The organism is Streptomyces sp. NPDC037421 (assembly GCF_055602105.1).
Genome location: NZ_JBVJWV010000003.1, coordinates 118,361 through 137,989 on the forward strand (window position 1 = coordinate 118,361; position 19,629 = coordinate 137,989).

Genomic DNA, 19,629 nt, shown 5'->3' on the forward strand with positions numbered 1-19,629 from the left:
CTGCGGCCCTGGTCACCGGACCAGGGCCGCAGGACGCCCGTGACGACCGGCGCGGCCACGCCCTAGCGGCGTGCGTCGACCACCGCGAGGAGCTTGCCGCTGGTCGGGCTGCGGTCCAGGGACGCGCCGCCGACCGCCTCGACCACCAGGTCCAGCAGCTGCTCCGTCACCGCCGAGCGGAGCTCCGGGTAGCCGGACAGGAAGACCTCCCGCAGTCGCTCCGGATCCGTCGACCCGGTCCGCTCCACCCGTACGGTGAGCCGCTCGCGCGCGTCCGTACCGTCGAGCCTGATCTGCAACTCGCCGCGGTGGCCGCCCTGTTCCTCGGCCAGAGCCAGGAAGCGGCGGTGGTTGAGGAAGTACGTCGCCACCCGCATCACGTCACCGGTGCGCCCCATCAGCTCGAAGCGGGGCGCCTGCCGGCCACAGGGGCAGCGGCCCGGGACCTCCCGGCCGAGGTCGCCTATCAGGTACCGGCCCAGGTGCTGGCCGCGCCGGGCGTGAGTGGTGAAGACCAGCCGGCCCGTCTCGCCCGGCGCCACCGGCCGGTCCTCGGCCAGGTCCAGGATCTCCATCGTGTGGAGGTCGGCGTGCAGGTGGTGGACGCCGCCGGAGCTCTCCGTGCACTGGTAGCCCAGCGGGCCCAGGTCGGTGCTGCCGTAGGTGATCGAGCGGACGGTCTCGATGCCGAACTCCTCCCTCAGCGTGCGCTGCTGCTCCTGCGTGAAGTGCTCGCCGCCGTAGAAGACCTTGCGCAGGCCTCCGTACGCGCGCAGCGCGTCCGCCTCCGCGTGCAGCAGCTGCCACAGATAGGAGGGCATGCCGAAGAGGGTGTCCGCCCGGTGCTCGATGACGGCCCGGGCCGTGGCCCGGTGGTCCGGTCCCGCGGACAGCGGCAGCTGCACCCCGCCGAGCCGTTCCAGTACGGAGAAGAAGCTGATGAAGCTGCCGTACATGCCGCCGCAGTAGAAGAGGTTGGCGGTGCGGTCCCCGACCGGGTCGTAGCCGGCGGCGAGCAGGCCGCGGGCGGCGGCCTGCATCTGGGTGTCGTAGTCGTCGTAACTGAAGACCGACAGGGCGGGAGCGCCCGTGCTGCCGCCGCTGCGGAAGTAGAGCTCGGCATCGGCCCGGGCCAGCTCCCGGGCCGGTTGCTGCACGTCCTCCTTGCCCAGCAGCGGGCCCGCCGGCAGCGGCAGGACGACGGGCCGGACCAGGTCGTCGAGACAGGCGGTGGTCGCGAAGCGGGCCGGGTCGGCCTGGACCGCGACGCGGCGGCTGTAGCGCTGCAGGGCGTAGACGCCGTCGTGCGGCTCGCCCGCGTAGCTCTCCAGCATGGCGCCGACCGGTGTGACGCGGGTGACGCCCGCGGCCAGGGCGGTGCGGGAGAGCTCGGCGATGTCGGACCGGCTGCCCGCGAGGCCCGCCGTCTGCAGGTAGCGGCGCATGGGGCGCAGGGTGGCGATCAGCCGCTTTCGGGGCAGCGGCTTGACCCACACGCTGCGGTGCAGGGGCGAGGCCGTCAGCGGCGACCGGGTGTCGGCCATGACCCGCCACGAGCCGTCGGGCGCGGCGAACACACGGGTCAGGCCGAGGTGTTCCTCCAGCCGGGCCACCAGCTCGGTGGTGGTCAGCTCGGCGGCTTCGGCGGGGTCCGCTGCGCCCGCCGGAGCGGTGCCCGGGGCCGGCGGGCGGGCCGCGAGGACCGCGGCGAAACGCTCGGCGAAGGCGAACACCTCGCCCTCGTCCTCGGTGTCGAGGTAGACCACCTGGGGGCTCGAACACGCCTGCTGCTCGTGCAGGCACACGTCGTCCGCGAGGGCGTCGAGCGTGCCGGCATCCGACCAGACGTCGCCCGTCAGGTACGCGAAGGAGATCCGGTGCCCCCACTCCACCAGCCGGCATCCGGCCGGCACATGCGCTGCCACCCCGTCGACGGCGCCTTCCCCGCCCCATACGGCGACGGCGTCCGCGGGCGCGCACATCAGGCGCAGCCACTCCTGCCGGGAGGACGGGAAGCGCAGGACGACGACCCGAGCGGCCAGCGCGCCGCTGGGATCGAGGGCCGCGAGCTCGGCCATCAGGTGCTGGGTCAGGAGGGTGTCGGCGCTGCTGGTCTTGAGGATGTTGACGTTCCCGGCGAGCAGCCCCTCGACGATGCTCAGCGGCGCGACCGTGGCCGCGTTGCCGGGGGCGATGTGGGCGACCAGGCCGACGGGCGCCCAGGCCTCGTAGACCGTCTCGCGCGGATCGGCCCGGTTCAGCCGGCCGGGAGCCGCGCCGCCGAGTTCGCGGCGCAGCTTGCGGGTGAGCTCCCGCCGGCCCAGCAGGCCACCGAGCTCGGCCAGGACGGCCGGGTCCTCCCCCGCGGGCAGGTGCGCGGCGAGCCGGGCGCGTACCGGGTGGGCCGGGTCGCACAGGGCGGTGGCGAGGGCGTCGCAGGCGGCCAGCACGGTCTCGGTCTCCAGCACCGTGGCCAGCGCGGCCTCGACGGCGGCCGGCAGGCCGGCGAGGCGGCGCCCGGCCTCCTCGTCGCCGATGAAGGCGCCCTGCCAGTAGTGGTGGTGCTCGCTCATGGTCACGCCATTCCCTTCATCAGTTCCGCTGCGGCCACCGCGCAGCTGCGGTTGCGGCTCACCCCGGCACGGCCGTGGACGGTGAACCAGGGGGTCTCCAGCTCGCACCCGCAGGCGTCGCCGGGCTGGAGGGAGGCGAGGTCGCCCATGACCACGCTCTGTGCCGGTACCGAGGTGATGTACGGCGACACGAGGTGCAGGTAGCCCCGCTCCCCGTACGGCAGGGGTTCGAGCGTGCGCGTGGAGCGGATCGTCACCCGCGACCACACGGGGGCGTGCAGCCGGTGGTGGTCGCACTCGATGTACGGGATGCAGTGCTCCACCGACCCGAAGGTGTCCCGGATCCGCTCGCCCGGTACGCCCAGCTGCTCGGTGACGCGGGCGTACAGCTCCTCCTTGCCGATGCGCCGGTCGGCGTGTCCCTTCCAGCCGCCGCCGAGGACGACGAGGGAGCCCTCGGGAAGCCGCAGCGGAGGCAGCCCCATGGCCCGCATCCGCTCCAGGGTGAAGAAGAGGAAGGCCGGGAAGCCGAGGATGCGGACCGGTGCGTCATCGCGCTCGAAGCGGCGCAGCGCGGAGATGCAGCCGAAGGGGTCGAACTCGTGGTCGCCGCCGGTGTTGCGCAGTGCGTACTCGACGCTGCGCGCGGGGGCGAAGTCGCACAGGTAGTTGTCGGTGAAGGCGGTACCGAGGTTGAGGGAGGGGGCCGGTTCGTAGCTGTACAGGAGGTAGTTGACCTCCTGGCCGGGGGTGATCCAGCCGTTGCGCTCGAAGATCCGGGCGACCATCCGCTGGGCGGAGCGGATGGTCCAGTGGTCGAAGAACATCTGCGACTTCTGACCGGTGGTGCCGGAGGAGGTCAGGTGCAGCTCGACGTCCTCGCGCGGGACGGAGAGGACCTCGTGCCGCTTGAAGAAGTTCGCGTGGACGAGCGGGGTCCGGTACGGCTGCGCCGGGGGAGTGGCCTCGTACAGGGAGCGGAAGAAGGGGGAGCGCTCGACGTGCCAGGCGTTCGTCTCCGCCATGGCGGCGGCGAACAGCTCGTCCTCCGCGGGCCCGGAGGCGTACGGGTCGGTCAGGTCGCACAGCTTTTGTACGTGCGGCAGGAGGGCCGGATCGGGTACGGCGACCGGCGCGAGATGGGGGTTCATGAGGCAACCTCGGAAGATGTGGGCAGGTGCGTCGACGCCCAGGCCGACACGTAGCAGTCCAGATAGGGCTGGAGGGGCGGTTCGACGGCGACGCCGCGGAAGTCGATGCGCTCGCTGGACCGGGACAGGACGGCGTAGTCGTGGAAGCCGTCGCCGTCCGCGCGCATCGCCGGGTAGACGGCCCCGGCGACGAACCCCTCGGACAGGAAGGCCGAGAGGACCTGCTGGTGCGCGAGCGGCACCAGGGCCTCGACGTAGCCCGCGCCCGCCCGGGCCAGGGCCCGGGTGACGGGTTCGAGGCACGCGGCCGCGGCGGCCGGGTCGGGGTGGGCGGTCAGCAGGGAGCAGTACCCTCCGGCGCGGTTGAGGTAGGCGTAGACCTCGAACCGGCCGTCCTCGGGAGTGAGCAGCACGTTCGGGGTGTGCAGCGGGTAGAACCAGCCCTCGGCGCTCGGGAACCGCTCGCGGAAGCGGCGGCGGACGAAGGCCGGCGCCTCGATCATCTCCAGGCGGTCGCCGGCGCCTTGCGGCACGGGCGGCGCCGGGTCCGGGCCGGTCGCGGCCCGCACCCCGGGGTAGCCGATGCCCAGCGCGGACTCGGCGGTGCGTAGCAACGGCAGGAGCGGGGCGGGCACTTCGGTGACGGGGATCCGGCGGTCCAGCACCCCGGCGGCGTGACGCGCGTAGAGTGCGAGGCTTTCGCGGCTGCGGAGATCCACCGCGTTGGGCAGGATGCCCAGCGGGCGGAACCCGTTGCGTGCGACGACGCGTTGCGGGCCGGCGCTGACGGTGCGCACGGTCGCGTACACCGAGTCCAGCCGCCCGGTGTCCAGCATGCCCGCGCACAGGGCCTCGGTCAGGGCGGCGGCCAGGCCCGCCGAGCGGTGCCCGGGGTGCACGGCGATGCCTTCCAGACGGCCGATGCGGCTGCCGGCCTCGCCGTGGATGGCGGCGGACGCGGTCAGGGCCCCGGTGCCGGCGCAGCGGCCGACGAGCCACAGGGAGTACGGGTCCTCGATGAGCCGGGCCATTTCGGCCGGGTCGGTGCCGAGGGCCACGGGGTAGTGCGGTCCGTAGACGGCGTAGTAGAGCTGGCGCAGTTCGGCGATGTCCGAGCAGGCGGCGGGGGTGATGACGGGGCTCACCGCTCGCCTCCGGCTGGTTCCGCCGCGGCCGGCGCGGGTGTGGGGGACCTGAGCAGGGCCAGCGTGCAGGCCGCGGGGACCAGTCCGGCGCCCTGCACCAGGCACAGCGTCTGCGGGGAGAGGAAGTCGCCGGCGAAGCCGAACGCCAAGGAGGCGACCGGCAGGGAGGCGCCCAGTACCGCCTGCATCACGGCGAAGAAGCCGGGCTTGTCCGCCGGCGGCACCAGCCGTTGGAAGAGGGCCACGAAGCGGACGCTGACGGCCCCGGCACACCAGCCGGCCACGGCCAGGCAGCCCGCGATGACCGGACGGTGCGCGACCAGCCCCGGCAGCGCGAGGGCCAGGGCCATCAGGCCCAGGCAGTAGGCACCGGCGGTCGTGGGGCGTCCCGGCACGCGGGCGCCGGTGAAGGCGCCGACGAGCGCACCGGTGCCCAGGGAGGCCTCCAGCAGGGCCACGGTGCCGCCACCGCCCGCGAGGACCGAGCGGGTGTAGAGGGGGATGACGACGAACACCGCGGTGGTGAAGAGGTTCGCCGCGGTGAAGCAGATCAGGATCCGCCGCACGTAGGGGAGTTCCCCGAGGATGCGGCGCAGCGTGCGCCGCTCGGGAGGGCCCGGCGCACCGGCTCCGACGCCGGGCGCGACGGTGCGGAAGCGGGCGCCCGCGACGAGGAGGGCGGCGCCGAGGTAGGCGGCCGCGCAGCCGGCGGCCAGCCCGGCCACACCGGCCCGGTCGACGGTCAGGGCGCCGAGCAGCGCTCCGCCGAGGCCGGCCAGGGACTGGGTGGACAGCTCGAAGCCGGTGGCCGTCTCGATGTCGGCGTCGTCGACGAGTTCGGGCACCGAGGTGGTCAGGCAAGGGTCGAAGAACGCCTGGCAGGCTGCCAGGGCGAGACCGGCGGCGTACACGCTCGCGAGCGGCGGGCCACCGGCGTACGCCCACAGCGCGAGGGCACCCGAGGCGCCCCCGGCCAGGGCGGCGGCGGTCCGCAACACCGAACGGTGCGCGAACCGGGCGACGGCCCCGGCCACCACGGGCGCCAGCGCCACGGCGGGCAGTGTGCAGGCCGCCATGAACAGCCCGGAGGCGAGCCCCCTGGTGTCCTGCACGGCGTAGGCGACGATCCACCAGGACACGCCGACCTGGAACATCCGTACGGCGGCCTGGGTGAGGACCTGGCCGAGCCACACGGCGCCGAAGGCGCGGTTGCGCAGGACCAGCGGAGCGCGCCGGCTGCCGGCCCCGGTCTCCGCCACCGTCCCGGCCTCCGTCTCGGCCACGGGTGCGGCGGTCATGCGGTCGGCCTCTCGTCGAGGACCCGGACGAGCTTGCCCGAGCGCGGGTTGACGGCGAGGTCGCGGTGGCGCACCCACTCCACGGACAGCGGGTGCACGAACCCGGCGCGCACGCTCCCCGGATACAGCGGCCGCGCTTCCTCCAGCTCCGCGACGACGGCCTCGGCCAGCTCCTTCCGGCAGTGGTCACCGGGTGCCGTCGCCAGCCGCAGGACGAGCCCGTCGCGGCCGTCCCAGCGGCGGACGACGAGCTGCATGCCGACCACCTGCCCCGCGGTGTCCGCGGCGGCCACGGCGTCCTGGGCGTCCTGGGTGTAGAGGGAGACGGGGCCCACCCGTACGCCCTCCTCGGCGCGGCCGAGTATCCGGAAGTGCCCGGGCCCGCTGCCCGTCCACTCGGCCCGGTCGCCCGCGGGGTAGCGGATGATCGGCATGAGGCGCCGGAAGAGACTGGTGACGACGACCCGGCCGGGCCGGCCCGGTTCGGTGATGGGCTCATCGGTGGAGTCGTCGAGGATCTCGACGACCGAGTACGGCGTGAAGGCACGGTGCACCCGGGCGTCGGAGCCGGGTACGGGGCGGCCGAGCAGGCCCGCGTCGACGCTGGCGTATCCGACGGAACGGGCCTCGGCGCGGGGGAACGCGGTCGCCAGCAGGCGCCGCTGGTCGTCGAAGAGGGCCTCGCCGCCGAAGAGGAGCAACTCCACCGAGTCGAGCCGGACACCGGACGACACGGCCTGCTCGGCGAGCCGGCACAGGGTGGTCGGCGTTCCGGCCAGTACCTGGGCGGCGAGATCGCGCAGCGTGGGGATCGTCGACTCCAGCGGCGCGCCGCCGCCGATGGGCAGGCGGACGTTGTCCACGGGCGCGTGGGCGAGCGAGTCGAGGACGAAGAGGAAGCTGGCGTACAGCTCCCCGGCGTAGAAGAGGTCGGCGACGCGGTGCCCCGGGCGCAGACCCGTGTCCACGAGTCCCTGGCCGAAGGCGGTGACGAACGTCTGCCACTCGTCGCGCGTGTAGACGGAGAACTTGGGGGACCCGGTGGTGCCGCCGGTCTTGTAGACCGTGGCCTCGCTGAGCGGGCCGGTCAGCACGCGGCTGTCGTGAAGGGTGTTGGCTGCCCAGAACGCTTGCTGGTCGACCACCGGCAGGTCGGTGAGGCGGTCGGCGTGCGGCGGCAGGGACGCGTAAAGGTCTTGGTAGAAGGGTGAGTTGTGACGGGCGAAACGTATGAGGTCCGAGAGTTGCTGGGCGGACATGGGCCTTTGCCTAGGTGACGGAACGGGACGGGAGCCACGGCGGGGCGCGGCGAGAGCGAGTACTCGCCTGCTGGCCCGGCCGGTGTGAACGGGGGACCCCCCGGTGCCCCCGCCTCCTCGGTGCGCGCCAGAACTTGACGCGCAGTCACGATGATGAAACATCAGTGCGCTTGTCACCAAATTGAGCAAATATTTCCGGCCAGTTCGGCTGTGTCCACCAGAATTTGTGGCGCCTGTCGGCGGGGTGCGGCTTCGGATCCACCTCGGCCTCAGGCCCGCCAGTCCACGACGCGGCGCCCGGCCACGGCCCGGCTTGCCGCCGGACCGGTGACGGACGCGGTGGCCATGCCGATCGGTCTTGACGGGCCGGTCCTCCGCCGTCCAGGGAGGGGCCGGCTCTGCCGGCCCCTCGCTCGTGCGGATCCGGGCCGTCAGGCCAGTGACGGTGCGAGCGCGGCGGAACGCGGCGGCGGGGAGATGTGCCCCGGGTCGTCGAGGGCCCGCTGGTTCGGCGGGGCCGCCGGGGCTTCGGTGTCCGTCAGCAGGGCGATCAGCGTGGTGCGGGCGCGGGCCACACGGGAGCGGACCGTGCCGATGGGGCAGCCTGCGGCGACGGCGGCCTCGGCGTACGGGAGGCCGAGCAGCTGGGTGAGGACGAAGGCCTCGCGGCGTTCGGCCGGGACGGCGGCCAGGAGTTCCGCGAGGGCGATGCCGTCGTCGAAGCCGGGGAGGTCCTTCGGCTGGCTCTGTTCGGCGGCGGCCTGCCAGTCGTGGCGGTCCGACAGCCGGGGGCGGGCGGCGGCATGGCGCACGCTGTCGACGACGGTGCGCCGGGCGATCGACAGGAGCCAGGTGCGGGCGGAGGAGCGGCCCTCGAAGCGGGGGAGCGCGGCGAGGGCCCGCAGGAACACGTCCTGGGTGAGGTCATCGGCCGCCTGCGCGTCCGCGCTGAGGTACGCCACGTACCGCCAGACGTCGCGGTGCAGGGCGCGGACGAACCGGTCGGCCTTCGCGGGGTCCCCGTCGCGCGCGGCGAGGGCCAGTCGGGTGACCTCCGCATCGGAGTCCGGGGTGTGCCGGGACGGCCTTTCGCCGGCGGGACGGTGCTGGGTGGGCAGGGCAGGAGTCATCGCCACAGGTCCTTAAGGGCAAGGTGTCCGGCGCCGCGCGCGGCGGCACCGGTGAAGGGAGTACGGCCAGCCGGAGGGCATGGCCGATGCCCGAGGGGCGACGGGCCGCAGAAGGGCCGTCAGCGCACGCTCGGGGAACCGGCTGTCACAGGACAGCGGTTCCCGTCGGCGGACCCCGTGAGGTGATGGCGTGGACGAGGAACAGCTGCGGGAGCGCGCGGTCGCGCCCTACCCGGCGTACGCGGACGCGCGGAGGGACGGGAGCCGCGCCGAGGCCGAAGAGCAGGCGCAGCGGTGTCCAGAGCCGGCCCGCGACGGCGCGCAGCACACGGAAGGCGCCCCGTTCGCCGTAAGCCAGCCACAGGCCGCAGAGCAGAGCGGCCAGCAGGTGCGCGGCGAGCATGCCGGCCGGGGACATGCCGGCCATGTCGTGACCGCCCGCCGGTACGAGGACGCCGGTGGCGGCGGACGCGGCGTCCGCCATGCCCGGCACCTCGTGCACCTCGTGCATGCCGTGGTGGGCGTGCGAGGCGGCGTCCGCGAGGGCGGTGCCCGGCGGCGGCTCGTACACGAGGCCGCCGAGCCCCGCGTCGTCCACGGCCTTCCGGGCGTCCTGGGCGGACAGCCCCGACGCCGTGCCGTCTCCGCACATCAGGTAAGCGGCCCATTGGCGGGCGAACGACGTGCCGGACGGCAGGGAAGGGTGCAGGACCGACTGGGTCAGGGAGAAGCCCGAGTGGAGCGCGGCCTGGACGGCGACCGTCGCCGCGATCACGGTGAGCTGCCCGCGCTCGCGGCTCGCGAGGCACCAGGCACCGGCCGCCGTGCCCGCGAACGCGGCGGACGTCGCCCACCAGGGCACGGCCATACCGGACATGAGCACGTGGCCGACGCTCGCGAGCAGAACGCAGACGGCCGCGAACATCGCGGCCCGTCCGGCTCGGAAACAGTGACCTGGCGTCATGGCGGGTTCATCCTCGCACCGGCCTTCCGGACCGCGCAGGGGGGTGCGCACTTCCTGACACGTTCTCGACCGCGCCTGTGGTGCGCCTCGAAGCCGTCCGCCGGTGTGGTGCGGGGCGGGCCCGGTGCTCGCTCCACCCGGCCGTGCCGGCAGGCCACTGACCTCATGCGCACATCCGGGCCGCCCATCCCGCCCCTGCCCGTCGTTCCGCACCGCGCGGAGCGACGAGCAGGGGCCGGGAGCCCCGCGAACCGAGGATCTTCGTGCGCGGGCGGAACGGATTCCCGGCAGGGTCCTAACGGCGCAGGGCTGCCGCGCCCGCGTACAGGGCGCTGTCGCCCAGCTGTTCCTCGATGCGGATGAGCTGGTTGTACTTGGCGGTGCGGTCGGAGCGGGACAGCGAACCGGTCTTGATCTGGCCGCAGCCCGTGGCCACCGCCAGGTCCGCGATGGTCGTGTCCTCCGTCTCTCCCGAGCGGTGCGACATGACCACGGTGTAGCCCGCCCGGTGGGCGGTGCCGACGGTGGCCAGGGCCTCCGTCAGGGTGCCGATCTGGTTGACCTTCACCAGGACCGAGTTGGCGACGCCGGAACCGATGCCCTCGCGCAGGATGGTCTCGTTCGTGCAGAACACGTCGTCACCGGTGAGCTGGCAGCGCGCACCGACCCGTGCGGTCAGGTCCCGCCACCCCGCCAGATCGTCCTCGGCCATCGGGTCCTCGATCGACACGACGGGGTAGGAGTCGATCAGCTTGACCAGGTAGTCGGCGTGTTCGGCGGGGGTGCGCCGGATGCCCTCCCCGGTGTAGTCGTAGACGCCGTCGCGGAAGAACTCGGACGACGCCGGGTCCATGACCAGGCCGATGTCGGTGCCCGGCCGGTAGCCCGTGCGCTCGACGGCGCCCACCACGAAGTCGAGGGCCTCCTCGGCGGTGCGCAGGGAGGGTGCGAAGCCGCCCTCGTCGCCCACGCCCGTGGAGTGCCCGGCGGCGAGGAGGTCGCGGCGCAGGGTGTGGAAGATCTCGGACCCCATCCGCACGGCCTCGGCGAAGGTCTCCGCGCCGATCGGGGCGATCATGAACTCCTGGAAGTCCAGGGGATTGTCGGCGTGCGCGCCCCCGTTGACGATGTTCATCATCGGTACGGGCAGCAGCCGGGCGTCGGAGCCGCCGAGATGGCGGTAGAGCGGCAGGCGGTGGGCGGCCGCGGCGGCCTTGGCGGCGGCCAGGGAGACCCCGAGGATCGCGTTGGCGCCGAGCCTGGACTTGGTGGGGGTGCCGTCCGCGGCGATGAGGGCGGCGTCGAGGCCGGCCTGGTCCTCGGCCTGGCGGCCGGTGACGGCGGCGGCGAGCTCGGTGTTGACGTGGCGTACCGCTTGGTCGACGCCCTTGCCGTGCCACCGGGCCGGGTCGCCGTCGCGGAGTTCGACGGCCTCGCGGGTACCGGTCGAAGCGCCGGAGGGGACCGCGGCCCGGCCGATTGATCCGTCCGACAGCTCCACGTCCACCTCGACGGTGGGGTTGCCCCGGCTGTCGAGGACGCGGCGGCCGGTGACGGCGGTGATGGCGGTCATGGAAGTCCTTTCCGTTGTGGCGCTGACCTGGCACCGAAGACTCTACAGCAATGCTGTGCAGTTCTGCTGTTCAGTTGTGCTGCACAGCTGTGCTGTGCAGTTCTGCTGACCAGGTGTGCTGCGTTAAAATTCGGCATGCCCATTCCGGAATCCGCCGCGGTCGCGGCCGAACTGCGCACCGCGATGGGAAAGCTCACGCGGCGCGTGAAGCTCGAAGACCAGATGCCGCTCGGCCAGGCGTCCGTACTCGGCGCGCTGGACCGCAACGGCGCGATGACGACCAGCGAACTGGCGGCCGACCAGCGCGTGCGCCCGCAGTCGATGGCCCGAGCCGTCGGACTGCTCATGGAACAGGGACTGATCACCCGGCGGGCGCATCCGACCGACGGCCGCAAGAGCCTGGTCGAGCTCTCCTCCGCGGGGCGCGCGCTGCTGGAGGAAGAGCGGGGACGCAGGGCCGACTGGCTCGCGCGGGCGATCGAAGCGGAACTGACGGGGGAGGAGCGGGAGCTGCTGGCGCGGGGGATCGGGCTGGTGGAGAGGCTCGCGGCGCACTAGGCCGTTTCCTTCGCGCTTACGGGTTCCGCGGCCACAAGGCCGTTGACATCGTGCATGCAGCGTCAACGATTGACAGACCCGGTCGAGGGGCGGGCGGCAGGGCTCCGGTGTACTCCCCGGCGCCGCCGCCCACGCCCACATGCGGCCCGCCCCGCCCAGTGGAATAGTGGGAGCGGATGGAGGCCGCCGCCCCTGGGGGGTGTGGGTGATCACAGCCCTCCACGTGTCGTCAGCAACTCCGCTTCCTCGCGCCGAGGCCGAAGACGCCGATACCTCAACCGTCACCGGCAAGAACCGGGCCCCTGAGCATTGCCCGTCGGCTCTGAGGCCGGGCGATCAGAGGTGAGGTCCCTGACGAGACACGTTCACCGCCGACACTCCTCCGCGAGGCGCGGGGACCTACTCGAGCGAAGCGACTGCCTCCAGTCTAGGGAAGGGACATCTCATGCGAAGGAAGACCCTCTCCACCGCGGTCGTGGCCGCTGTGGCGTTCAGCGGGTGGACCGCCGTCACCGCGATGACGGCCGACGCGGCGGAACGGGCCGCACCCGGCGCCACCTGCTTCCTCTCGGAAGGGCCCAACAACACGTTCGGAGTGTCGGGCGAAGGGTTCAGATCCGGCGAGCGCGTCACCGTAAAGAACTCGCAGGGCACCACGGTGCGCACGACCACAGCCATCACAGGAGGCTTCTTCGAGGTCACGGGACTGCCGAACGACACCTACAGCGCCGCGGGACGTCGGGCCAGGGCGATCTGCCCGAAGTGGGTGTCGGACGAGGAGGCCGCGATCAAGTGCACCGTGACCAAGGGCCCTGGAACGACCTACGGCGTGTCCGGCAGGGGATTCCCGGTGGCGGAGACGGTTACGTTGAAGAACTCCTCTGGCGCCGTCGTGAACACCACCCAAACCATCCAGGACGGGTTCTTCGAGTTCACCGGCGTCCCCAACGACACGTACACCGTCACCTCGAAGTTCGCGAAGGTGACCTGTGCCAAGGCCGCCGAGTAGCGGCACCCCCGCCGCGGTCGGCCGACCAGGGCACGAGACGGGCACCCGCCGAGACGGCGGGACCGTCCGAGGTCACGGTCGGCGGGCTCGCGGCCGCGCCCACTGCGCATCAGACAACGACACACATCAACCCACGCTCAGATGATCCGAAGGAAACGGCCTGGGTACGCGGCTCAGGTGGCCGCGGTGGTGTCGAGGAGGGCCAGTCCTGCCGGGCTGATGCTGTGCCGGGCGTGTCTGTGGTCGCGGGTGAGTGCGATGAGGCCCGCCTGGCGCAGAACGGTCGCGTGCTCGCTCGCGCTGGCGAGGGAGACCTTCGTGTGCGCGGCCAGCTGGGTGGTCGTGCACAGGGCGTGGTCCGCGATCGCGGTCAGGATGGCGGCTCTCGTACGGCCGAGGAGCGCGATCAGGGGCGGCGATGCCGCGGCGCTGGTGTGCCGGGCGCCGGCGGGCCCCGACCAGATGGCGCTCGCGGCGGGGAGATCCCGTAACGCCGGGTAGATCAGCAGGACTTCGCGGCCCTCGGCGCGGGCGAAGAGCTGGGGCACCGGGCCGCAGAAGACCGAGGGCGCCAGGACCAGCTCCCGGCCCGCCAGGTGCAGGTCGCTGCTCGCTCGCCAGTGCCGGTACCCCGGAATCTCAAGGACGGGTGCCTTCCACCGGAGCATCGGGTGCAGGTGGCCGAAGAGCGCGGCCACACCGTTGCGGGCGGTGAGCTGTCCCAGCAGCGTCAGTTCGGTGTTCAGGTGGTGGTGGATCCGGTCCCAGTACGGGGCGACGGCCACCTCGTGGCAGTGCGACAGCGCCCGGGCCATCCTCTCTCCGGCGTCGCCGTCACCCGCCGGAACCCGCCCCAGCCACGGCGCCCGGCGGCGGGCCATTCCGGGGTGGAACGTGAACTCTTCGGCCAGTTGCCGGTGCGGGACGCTCCGCAGGCGGTCCATGGCTTCGTCGATGCCTGCGACGGGGCCGGTCAGGCTGAACAGATCGACGAGCCCGCCGGGCGGCCGGGCCAGGAAACGCGCCAGGTCCCGGCCGTCGGCCGCGACACGAGGGCCGGTCCGGGAGCGCCAGTTGCCGAACACGGCCCGGCGGTCGCGCTGCTGGAGGTTCCCCAAGGCCAGTTCCGTCTCCGCGAGCGGCCCCAGCACGGTGGTACGGACCCTGGCCAGGTCGGCCGCCGTGAAATGAAGCCGAAGCATCCGCCCTCCCGCTCCCCGCCCCCCTGGCACCGTCGCGAGCACGGACGTCGGCGGCGCTGCGATTCTTCCTGCCCGTCCTCGTTTCGGACCAGACCGAAACGAGTCGACGTGCCCGTGCCGGCGGCCGAGCCTGGAAAGCGAGCGAGCGGGCGAAGTGCCCGTCCGCGGAACCAGCATCGATCGCAGGAGGATTCATGCGTCTTCGTAGCGTCCTTGCCACCGCGGCCCTCGGGGCGACGGTGACGGCCGGGGCCATGGTCATGCCCGCGCAGGCGGCTCCGCTCGGCGGGACCGCCGTCACCTGCGGGAACGCGTACTGGCCCCACCAGAACGTGGACGACGGCTCCGGGACGGTGTCCCAGTCCGGCAGCGCCGCCGTCCACACGGGCCCGTACGGAGCGTGCACCACCGTGGGATTCGTGTCCCAGGGCACGAGGGTCTACTACGACTGCTACGTGGTGAACGACTACGGCAACACCTGGACCTGGGTCCGGGACGGCGGCGGATCCAGTCTCGGGTGGATCTACGACGCCTACCTCAGCAACGGTGGCGCCACCACTCGCTGCCCCTGACACGCCGGAAGGGCCGGCCACCGCCCGGTGGCCGGCTCCGCTGCGGGGAGGGGGGCGCGCGGGCCCGGGTGCCGTCACAAGGTCTTCATGTCCTGTGCATGGTCCTGGCGGAGCCGGGCGCTCATGATCGGCGCACACGACCGGTCCCCGCACCTGAGGAGCACTCCGCCATGTCCACCCGCCGTACGTTCCTGGCCGGTTCGACCGCCGCGCTCGGCCTCGCCGCCACCGCGGCCGCCGTACCCGCGGCCCAGGCCGCGCCCTCGGTGACGGCCCCGGAGCCGGCGGCCGGCCCCGCCAGCCGGCCGCCGAACCTCGTCGTCGTCCTCGCCGACGACCTCGGCTACGGCGAACTCGGCGCGTACGGGCAGAAGCTGATCGCCACCCCCCACCTGGACCGGCTCGCGGCCGAGGGGCTCCGGTTCACCGACGCCTACTCCACCGCAGCCGTCTGCGCGCCTTCGCGCGGTTCCCTCCTCACCGGCCTCCACACCGGCCACGCCACCGTCCGCGCCAACCCCTCCTCCGGCGGACAGGGCTCCCTCACCGCCGCCGACACCACCTTCGCCCAGGTGCTGAAGGCCCGCGGCTACCGGACCGCCGTGATCGGCAAGTGGGGCTTCGGACCGGAGGCCGCCGGCCAGGACAGCCACCCGGCCGCCCGCGGCTTCGAGGAGTTCTACGGGTACATCGACCACAGCCACGCCCACCAGTACTACCCCGAATACCTCTGGCACAACGACGCCAAGGAGCCCGTCCCCGCCAACACCGGCGGCGCGAAGGCCGTGTACGCCCCCGACCTGCTGGAGCGGCGCGCCCTGGAGTTCATCGGGGACAACGCCGGGCAGCCGTTCCTGCTCCTGCTCACCCCGAACGTCCCGCACGCCCCCAGCGACATCCCCGACACCAGCGCCTACGCCGACCGCACCTGGACGGCCGCCAACAAGGGGCACGCCGCCCAGGTGAGCTACTTCGACGCCCTGGTCGGCAAGGTCGTCGACCGGCTGCGCGCCCTCGGCCTGGAGCAGGACACCGTCCTCCTCGTCACCAGTGACAACGGCCCCCACGAGGAGGGCGGGGTCAACCCCGACCTGTTCGACGCCAACGGGCCGCTGCGCGGCTACAAGCGCAACCTCTACGAGGGCGGCGTACGGATCCCCCTCATCGCCTGGGGCCCCGGCCGGGTCCGGCAGGGCACCAGCGACCGCCCCACCCCCCTGACCGACGTCCTGCCCACCCTCGCCGAGCTCGGCGGCGCCCCCGCCCCCACCGACGTGGACGGGCTGTCCGCCGCGCCCCTGCTCGCCGGCAGCCCCGACGCGGCCCGCCACGGACACCTGTACTGGTTCCGCGACGAGCTGGGCGTCACCAGCCGGGCCAACGCCCAGGACGCCAAGCGCGCCACCTGGCTCGCCGAGGCGGCCCGCCGGGACAACTGGAAGGCCGTGCGCTTCGCACCCGAACGCGACCACGACCTCCCCGACGCGAAGTGGCAGGTCGAGCTGTACGACCTGGCCGCCGATCCGGGCGAGACCCGCGACCTCGCCGGCACGTACCCGGCCCGGGCCGCGGAGCTGGTCGCGCTGATGCGCTCCTCCTGGAAGGACCCGTACCCGCGCACCCCGTTCGGGACGCGCGTGGCGCTGCCCGCCCTGGCCGTCCCGGGCGAGGAGTTCACCGTGACGGCCACCCTCGACAACGGGTCCTCGCGGCCCTGGACCGCCGCCGCGCTCGGCCTGCGCGCCCCCGCCGGATGGACGGTGACCCCCACTTCCCCCGCCGGCGCGGAGCAGCTCGCCGCGGGCGGCCGGCTCACCGTGTCCTGGCAGGTCACCCCGCCCGCGAACGCCGCCCCCGCGACCGCCTGGACGCTCACGGCGGAGGGCAGTGCCGTCGCCCCGGGCGGCCCTGTCCGGTACGCGGCGACGGGGACCGTACCGACCCCGCCGCCGGCCCCGACGGCCGACACCTACCTGTCCGACCTCGCCTGGATCAGCGCCGCGAACGGCTGGGGACCGGTGGAACGCGACGCCTCGAACGGCAAGAACGCCGCCGGGGACGGCACGCCGATCTCCTTCGGCGGCACCACGTACCCCAAGGGCCTCGGAGTCCACGCGCCCAGCGACATCGCCTACCACCTCGGCGGGGCAGCCGTACGGTTCACCTCACTGGTCGGCATCGACGACTTCTCCGCGAAGCAGAGCACGGCCGGCGCCACCCGGGCCAAGGTCTACGGCGACGGCCGCCTGCTGCTGACCACCCCGGTCCTCACGGCGGCCGGCGGTCCCGTGGCGGTCGGCCTGGACGTGCGCGGCGTACGCGTCCTGCGGCTGGTGGTCGAGGACGCCAACAACCGTACGTCCTTCGACCACACCTCCTGGGCCCTGGCCCGCGTCACCGTGTCCTGAACCGGCGTTCCGGGTGGCCTGCGCGGGACCGGCGGCCACCCGGAACCCGATGTTCCCCGTCGAGCTGTCCGGCGTGTTCGAGCTGCGGGCGGCAACCCGGTAGCGGTTGCAGTAGGAGTCGTGGCAGAGGTACGAGCCCCCGCGCATCGCCCGCGAGGTCTCCTCGCCGGGGGTGAACCAGTCGGCGCACCACTCCCAGACGTTGCCGACCGTGTTGTAGAGGCCGAAGCCGTTGGGCCGGAAGGACTTCACGGGGGCGGTGGACACATGGCCGTCGGCACCGGTGTTGAGCACCGGGAACTCGCCCTGCCAGATGTTGCACATGTGCCGGCCGCCCGGCATCAGCTCGTCGCCCCACGGGTAGCGCCGCTGCTCCAGCCCGCCGCGTGCGGCGTACTCCCATTCGGCCTCGGTGGGCAGGCGGGTACCGGACCAGGCGCAGTAGGCCCGGGCGTCGTTCCAGGAGACGTGGACGACGGGGTGGTTCTGCCGGTCGGTCACGTGTGAGCCGGGCCCTTCGGGGCTGCGCCAGGACGCCCCTTCCACGGCCCGCCACCACGGGACACCCGGCACCGGGCGGGAGACGGCGGCGACCTCGTCGGCGAGGAACGCGCCGAAGGTGAAGGAGAAGCCGAAGCGCTCGGCCTCGGTGGTGTGCCCGGTGGCCTTGACGAAGGTGGCGAACTGGGCGTTCGTCACGGTCGTGGCCGCGATCCGGAAGGGCTCCACGGCCACCTCCCGGACCGGCCCCTCGGCGTCGGCGGGAAAGCCGTCGGGGTCGTCGGTGCCCATGAGGAAGCGCCCGCCGGGCAGGGCGAGCAGCTGCCGGGCCACCCGCGAGGGCGGGGCCGCGGGGGGCGGCGGCGCGAGGGTGAGCACCGGGGCGTGTGCGTGGCCGGGGGTGCAGCATGCGGGCATGTCGGCTCCGTGGGGACGATGGGCGGCCGGGCACCGGCGCGTGGTGGCGCGGTGCCCGGCCGGCGGTGCGGTGGGGACGGGTGGGGCGGTGCGGGTCAGGCGGTGCGGTCGGCGTGGAGCCGTGCGGCGAGGGCGGGGATGCCGAGGACCTGCTCCTGCGCCGGCGTGGCCTGGTACAGCTTGTTGGCCAGCTGGTACGGGTCGTCCACCAGGTCGTAGTACTCGCGGAACTTGACCTGTCCCGTACCGGAGACGGTGCCGTTCGCGTCGGTCGTGAGGTCGTAGTACTCCGTGTACTGCTTGTCCTTGGCGACGTACGAGGACCAGGTCGGGGTCCCTCCGGCGCCGGTGCCCTGCTTCCACCACTCCACCAGCAGGTGGTCACGGCTGTGGGAGGAGAGCAGGGAGCGGCCGTCCTGGGGTGCGGCCGGGGTGATGCCCGCCGCGTCGAGGATGGTCGGGGCGATGTCGATGTTGGCGACGATCCGGTCGTCCTGGGTGCCCGCTCCCAGCCCCCCGGCCGGCCAGGAGAGGTAGAAGGGCACCTCGTGCGCCGGGCGGTAGGGCACCGACTTGGCGGTCCAGCCGTGGTCGCCCCAGCTGAACCCGTTGTCGCCGATGTAGACGACGAGCGTGTCGTCGAGCTGGCCGAGCGCCTGGAGCCTGTCCTTGAAGGCCTGCACCGCGTCGTCGACGGAGAGCAGGGTGCGCAGCTGCTCGGCGCGGATGGCCTGGCCGTCGGCGAGGGTGCCGGTGGCGTTCCTGATGTACGCCGGCTTGTCGCTGCGGTCGCCCTCGGGGACCGAGGGGCGGCCGTTCCAGGCGGGGACGGCGGTGCCCGCGTACTTCGCCTCGGGGGTCCGGGGGCCGTGGGAGGCGTACGGGGTGACGTAGGCGAACCAGGGGCGGCTGTCGGTGGCGGCCTTGTCGAGGAAGTCCAGGGTGCGGTTCTTGATGACGGTGGTGGTGTAGCCGTTGATCGTCTGGACGGTTCCGTTGACGTTCCACTGCGCGTCGACGTACCCGGGCTGGAGGAGGGCGAACTCCTCGAAGTGCGGCGGATTGTCCCCCAGGGTCCAGGAGTTGAGGTACTTGCCGAACAGGCCGGTGCGGTAGCCCGCCTGCTCCAGGTACTTCTGCACGGTCGTGCTCTGGTCGAGCGCGTACGAGGCCTTGTTGTTGCGCACGCCGCTGGTTGTGGGCGTGGCGGCCGGAGAAGACGCTGGAGCGCGAGGGGGAGCACAGCGGGGTGGTGACGTGCCCGTTGGTGAACTTCACGCCCTGGCCGGCGAGCCAGGCCACCGTCTTGGGCAGGGCCCACTCGGTGTGCTTGGGCTGGTCGTCGGTGACGATCAGCAGGATGTTCGGACGGCCGGCGGCAGCGGCCGGCCCCGCCGCGGCGACCTGCGCGGCGGCGGGCAGGGCCGTGGTGGCCGCCACGGCGGCGGCGCCGCCGAGAAAGCCCCGGCGGCCCACCGGGTGTCGTCTGTTCTCGCTCATGGGTCTGTTCCTCCTGGGTGCTTCGGCGCATGGGCGCGTGGGCGCACGGCGGCGGGGGGCCGCGGTGCGCGAGGGGAAGAGACGGGAGTCGGGCGGGGCGCCAGGTGGGGATCCCGTAGGGGCAAAGGGGCGCGGTCAGCGCGCCGGGGCGGCCGTACACAGGGCGCTGGCCACGAGCCCCTGGTCGACGTGGCGGCGCGAGGTGAGGATTCCTGCTGCCATGGCGACGAGAGTAGGCGCAGCGGAACCCCGGTTCCATGTACGGCGGATGAAATGGGGAACGGCCCCGGCGCCTGGGAAGGCACACGGGGCCGTTCGGCGGTGGCGGCGGCGCCCCGCGCCGGGCTCCGCCACGCGCGGGGCCTCCCG

14 protein-coding genes and 2 pseudogenes are annotated in these 19,629 nt (G+C 73.3%); 4 read left to right on the forward strand and 12 right to left on the reverse strand.

Features of this window, described 5'->3' with window-relative positions:
* Positions 1–62: 62 nt before the first annotated feature.
* The 8 genes from ACZ7IF_RS06015 to eno form a co-directional block, all read right to left on the reverse strand.
* On the reverse strand, positions 63–2,573 hold the full coding sequence (locus tag ACZ7IF_RS06015; RefSeq protein WP_470963755.1) for an acyl-CoA reductase: 2,511 nt from the start codon (positions 2,571–2,573) through the stop codon (positions 63–65).
* 2 nt (positions 2,574–2,575) lie between these two features.
* Positions 2,576–3,724 (reverse strand): LuxE/PaaK family acyltransferase, encoded by a 1,149-nt coding sequence (locus ACZ7IF_RS06020; RefSeq protein ID WP_470963758.1) that lies wholly within the window; start codon positions 3,722–3,724, stop codon positions 2,576–2,578.
* Positions 3,721–4,869 (reverse strand): GNAT family N-acetyltransferase, encoded by a 1,149-nt coding sequence (locus ACZ7IF_RS06025; RefSeq protein WP_470963761.1) that lies wholly within the window; start codon positions 4,867–4,869, stop codon positions 3,721–3,723. The genes ACZ7IF_RS06020 and ACZ7IF_RS06025 overlap by 4 nt, the downstream gene beginning before the upstream one ends.
* Complete coding sequence (locus ACZ7IF_RS06030) at positions 4,866–6,167, reverse strand: MFS transporter (RefSeq protein WP_470963764.1); 1,302 nt, start codon at positions 6,165–6,167, stop codon at positions 4,866–4,868. The genes ACZ7IF_RS06025 and ACZ7IF_RS06030 overlap by 4 nt, the downstream gene beginning before the upstream one ends.
* The gene (locus ACZ7IF_RS06035) at positions 6,164–7,426 is read right to left on the reverse strand and encodes a phenylacetate--CoA ligase family protein (RefSeq protein WP_470963767.1); all 1,263 of its coding nucleotides are present in this window, start codon (positions 7,424–7,426) and stop codon (positions 6,164–6,166) included. The genes ACZ7IF_RS06030 and ACZ7IF_RS06035 overlap by 4 nt, the downstream gene beginning before the upstream one ends.
* Positions 7,427–7,857: 431 nt before the next feature.
* Positions 7,858–8,556, reverse strand: coding sequence for a sigma-70 family RNA polymerase sigma factor (locus ACZ7IF_RS06040; protein ID WP_470963770.1), 699 nt, complete (start codon positions 8,554–8,556; stop codon positions 7,858–7,860).
* A gap of 145 nt (positions 8,557–8,701) precedes the next feature.
* A complete protein-coding gene (locus tag ACZ7IF_RS06045; protein WP_470963773.1) occupies positions 8,702–9,520 on the reverse strand; it encodes a hypothetical protein in 819 nt (272 codons plus the stop codon).
* A gap of 295 nt (positions 9,521–9,815) precedes the next feature.
* A complete protein-coding gene (gene eno / locus ACZ7IF_RS06050; RefSeq protein ID WP_470963776.1) occupies positions 9,816–11,093 on the reverse strand; it encodes a phosphopyruvate hydratase in 1,278 nt (425 codons plus the stop codon).
* A 135-nt stretch (positions 11,094–11,228) separates the two neighbouring features.
* On the opposite strand from eno, the gene ACZ7IF_RS06055 reads away from it, so the two are divergent.
* Both ACZ7IF_RS06055 and ACZ7IF_RS06060 read left to right on the forward strand, forming a co-directional pair.
* On the forward strand, positions 11,229–11,651 hold the full coding sequence (locus ACZ7IF_RS06055; protein WP_470963779.1) for a MarR family winged helix-turn-helix transcriptional regulator: 423 nt from the start codon (positions 11,229–11,231) through the stop codon (positions 11,649–11,651).
* A gap of 445 nt (positions 11,652–12,096) precedes the next feature.
* Positions 12,097–12,660, forward strand: coding sequence for a hypothetical protein (locus tag ACZ7IF_RS06060; RefSeq protein ID WP_470963781.1), 564 nt, complete (start codon positions 12,097–12,099; stop codon positions 12,658–12,660).
* Positions 12,661–12,833: 173 nt separating this feature from the next.
* Here ACZ7IF_RS06060 and ACZ7IF_RS06065 read toward each other — a convergent pair whose 3' ends face one another.
* Entirely contained in the window at positions 12,834–13,862 is a 1,029-nt protein-coding gene (locus ACZ7IF_RS06065) for an ArsR/SmtB family transcription factor (RefSeq protein ID WP_470963784.1), read from the reverse strand.
* A gap of 194 nt (positions 13,863–14,056) precedes the next feature.
* Between ACZ7IF_RS06065 and ACZ7IF_RS06070 the strand changes: the two genes are divergently transcribed.
* Together ACZ7IF_RS06070 and ACZ7IF_RS06075 are read left to right on the forward strand one after the other, a co-directional pair.
* Positions 14,057–14,434 carry a hypothetical protein gene (locus ACZ7IF_RS06070; RefSeq protein ID WP_470963787.1) on the forward strand — a complete coding sequence of 126 codons (378 nt, stop codon included), beginning with the start codon at positions 14,057–14,059 and terminating at the stop codon, positions 14,432–14,434.
* A 170-nt stretch (positions 14,435–14,604) separates the two neighbouring features.
* Positions 14,605–16,842: a sulfatase-like hydrolase/transferase gene (locus ACZ7IF_RS06075; RefSeq protein WP_470963790.1), complete on the forward strand. Its 2,238-nt coding sequence runs from the start codon at positions 14,605–14,607 to the stop codon at positions 16,840–16,842.
* Between the two features lie 30 nt (positions 16,843–16,872).
* On the opposite strand, the pseudogene ACZ7IF_RS06080 reads toward ACZ7IF_RS06075, so the two are convergent.
* The 3 genes and pseudogenes from ACZ7IF_RS06080 to ACZ7IF_RS06090 form a co-directional block, all read right to left on the reverse strand.
* A pseudogene (locus ACZ7IF_RS06080) lies at positions 16,873–17,760 on the reverse strand (formylglycine-generating enzyme family protein); the annotation flags it as partial.
* A gap of 95 nt (positions 17,761–17,855) precedes the next feature.
* The gene (locus ACZ7IF_RS06085; RefSeq protein ID WP_470963793.1) at positions 17,856–18,947 is read right to left on the reverse strand and encodes a sulfatase-like hydrolase/transferase; all 1,092 of its coding nucleotides are present in this window, start codon (positions 18,945–18,947) and stop codon (positions 17,856–17,858) included.
* 46 nt (positions 18,948–18,993) lie between these two features.
* Positions 18,994–19,260 (reverse strand): annotated as a pseudogene (locus ACZ7IF_RS06090) (sulfatase); the annotation flags it as partial.
* Positions 19,261–19,629: the final 369 nt, after the last annotated feature.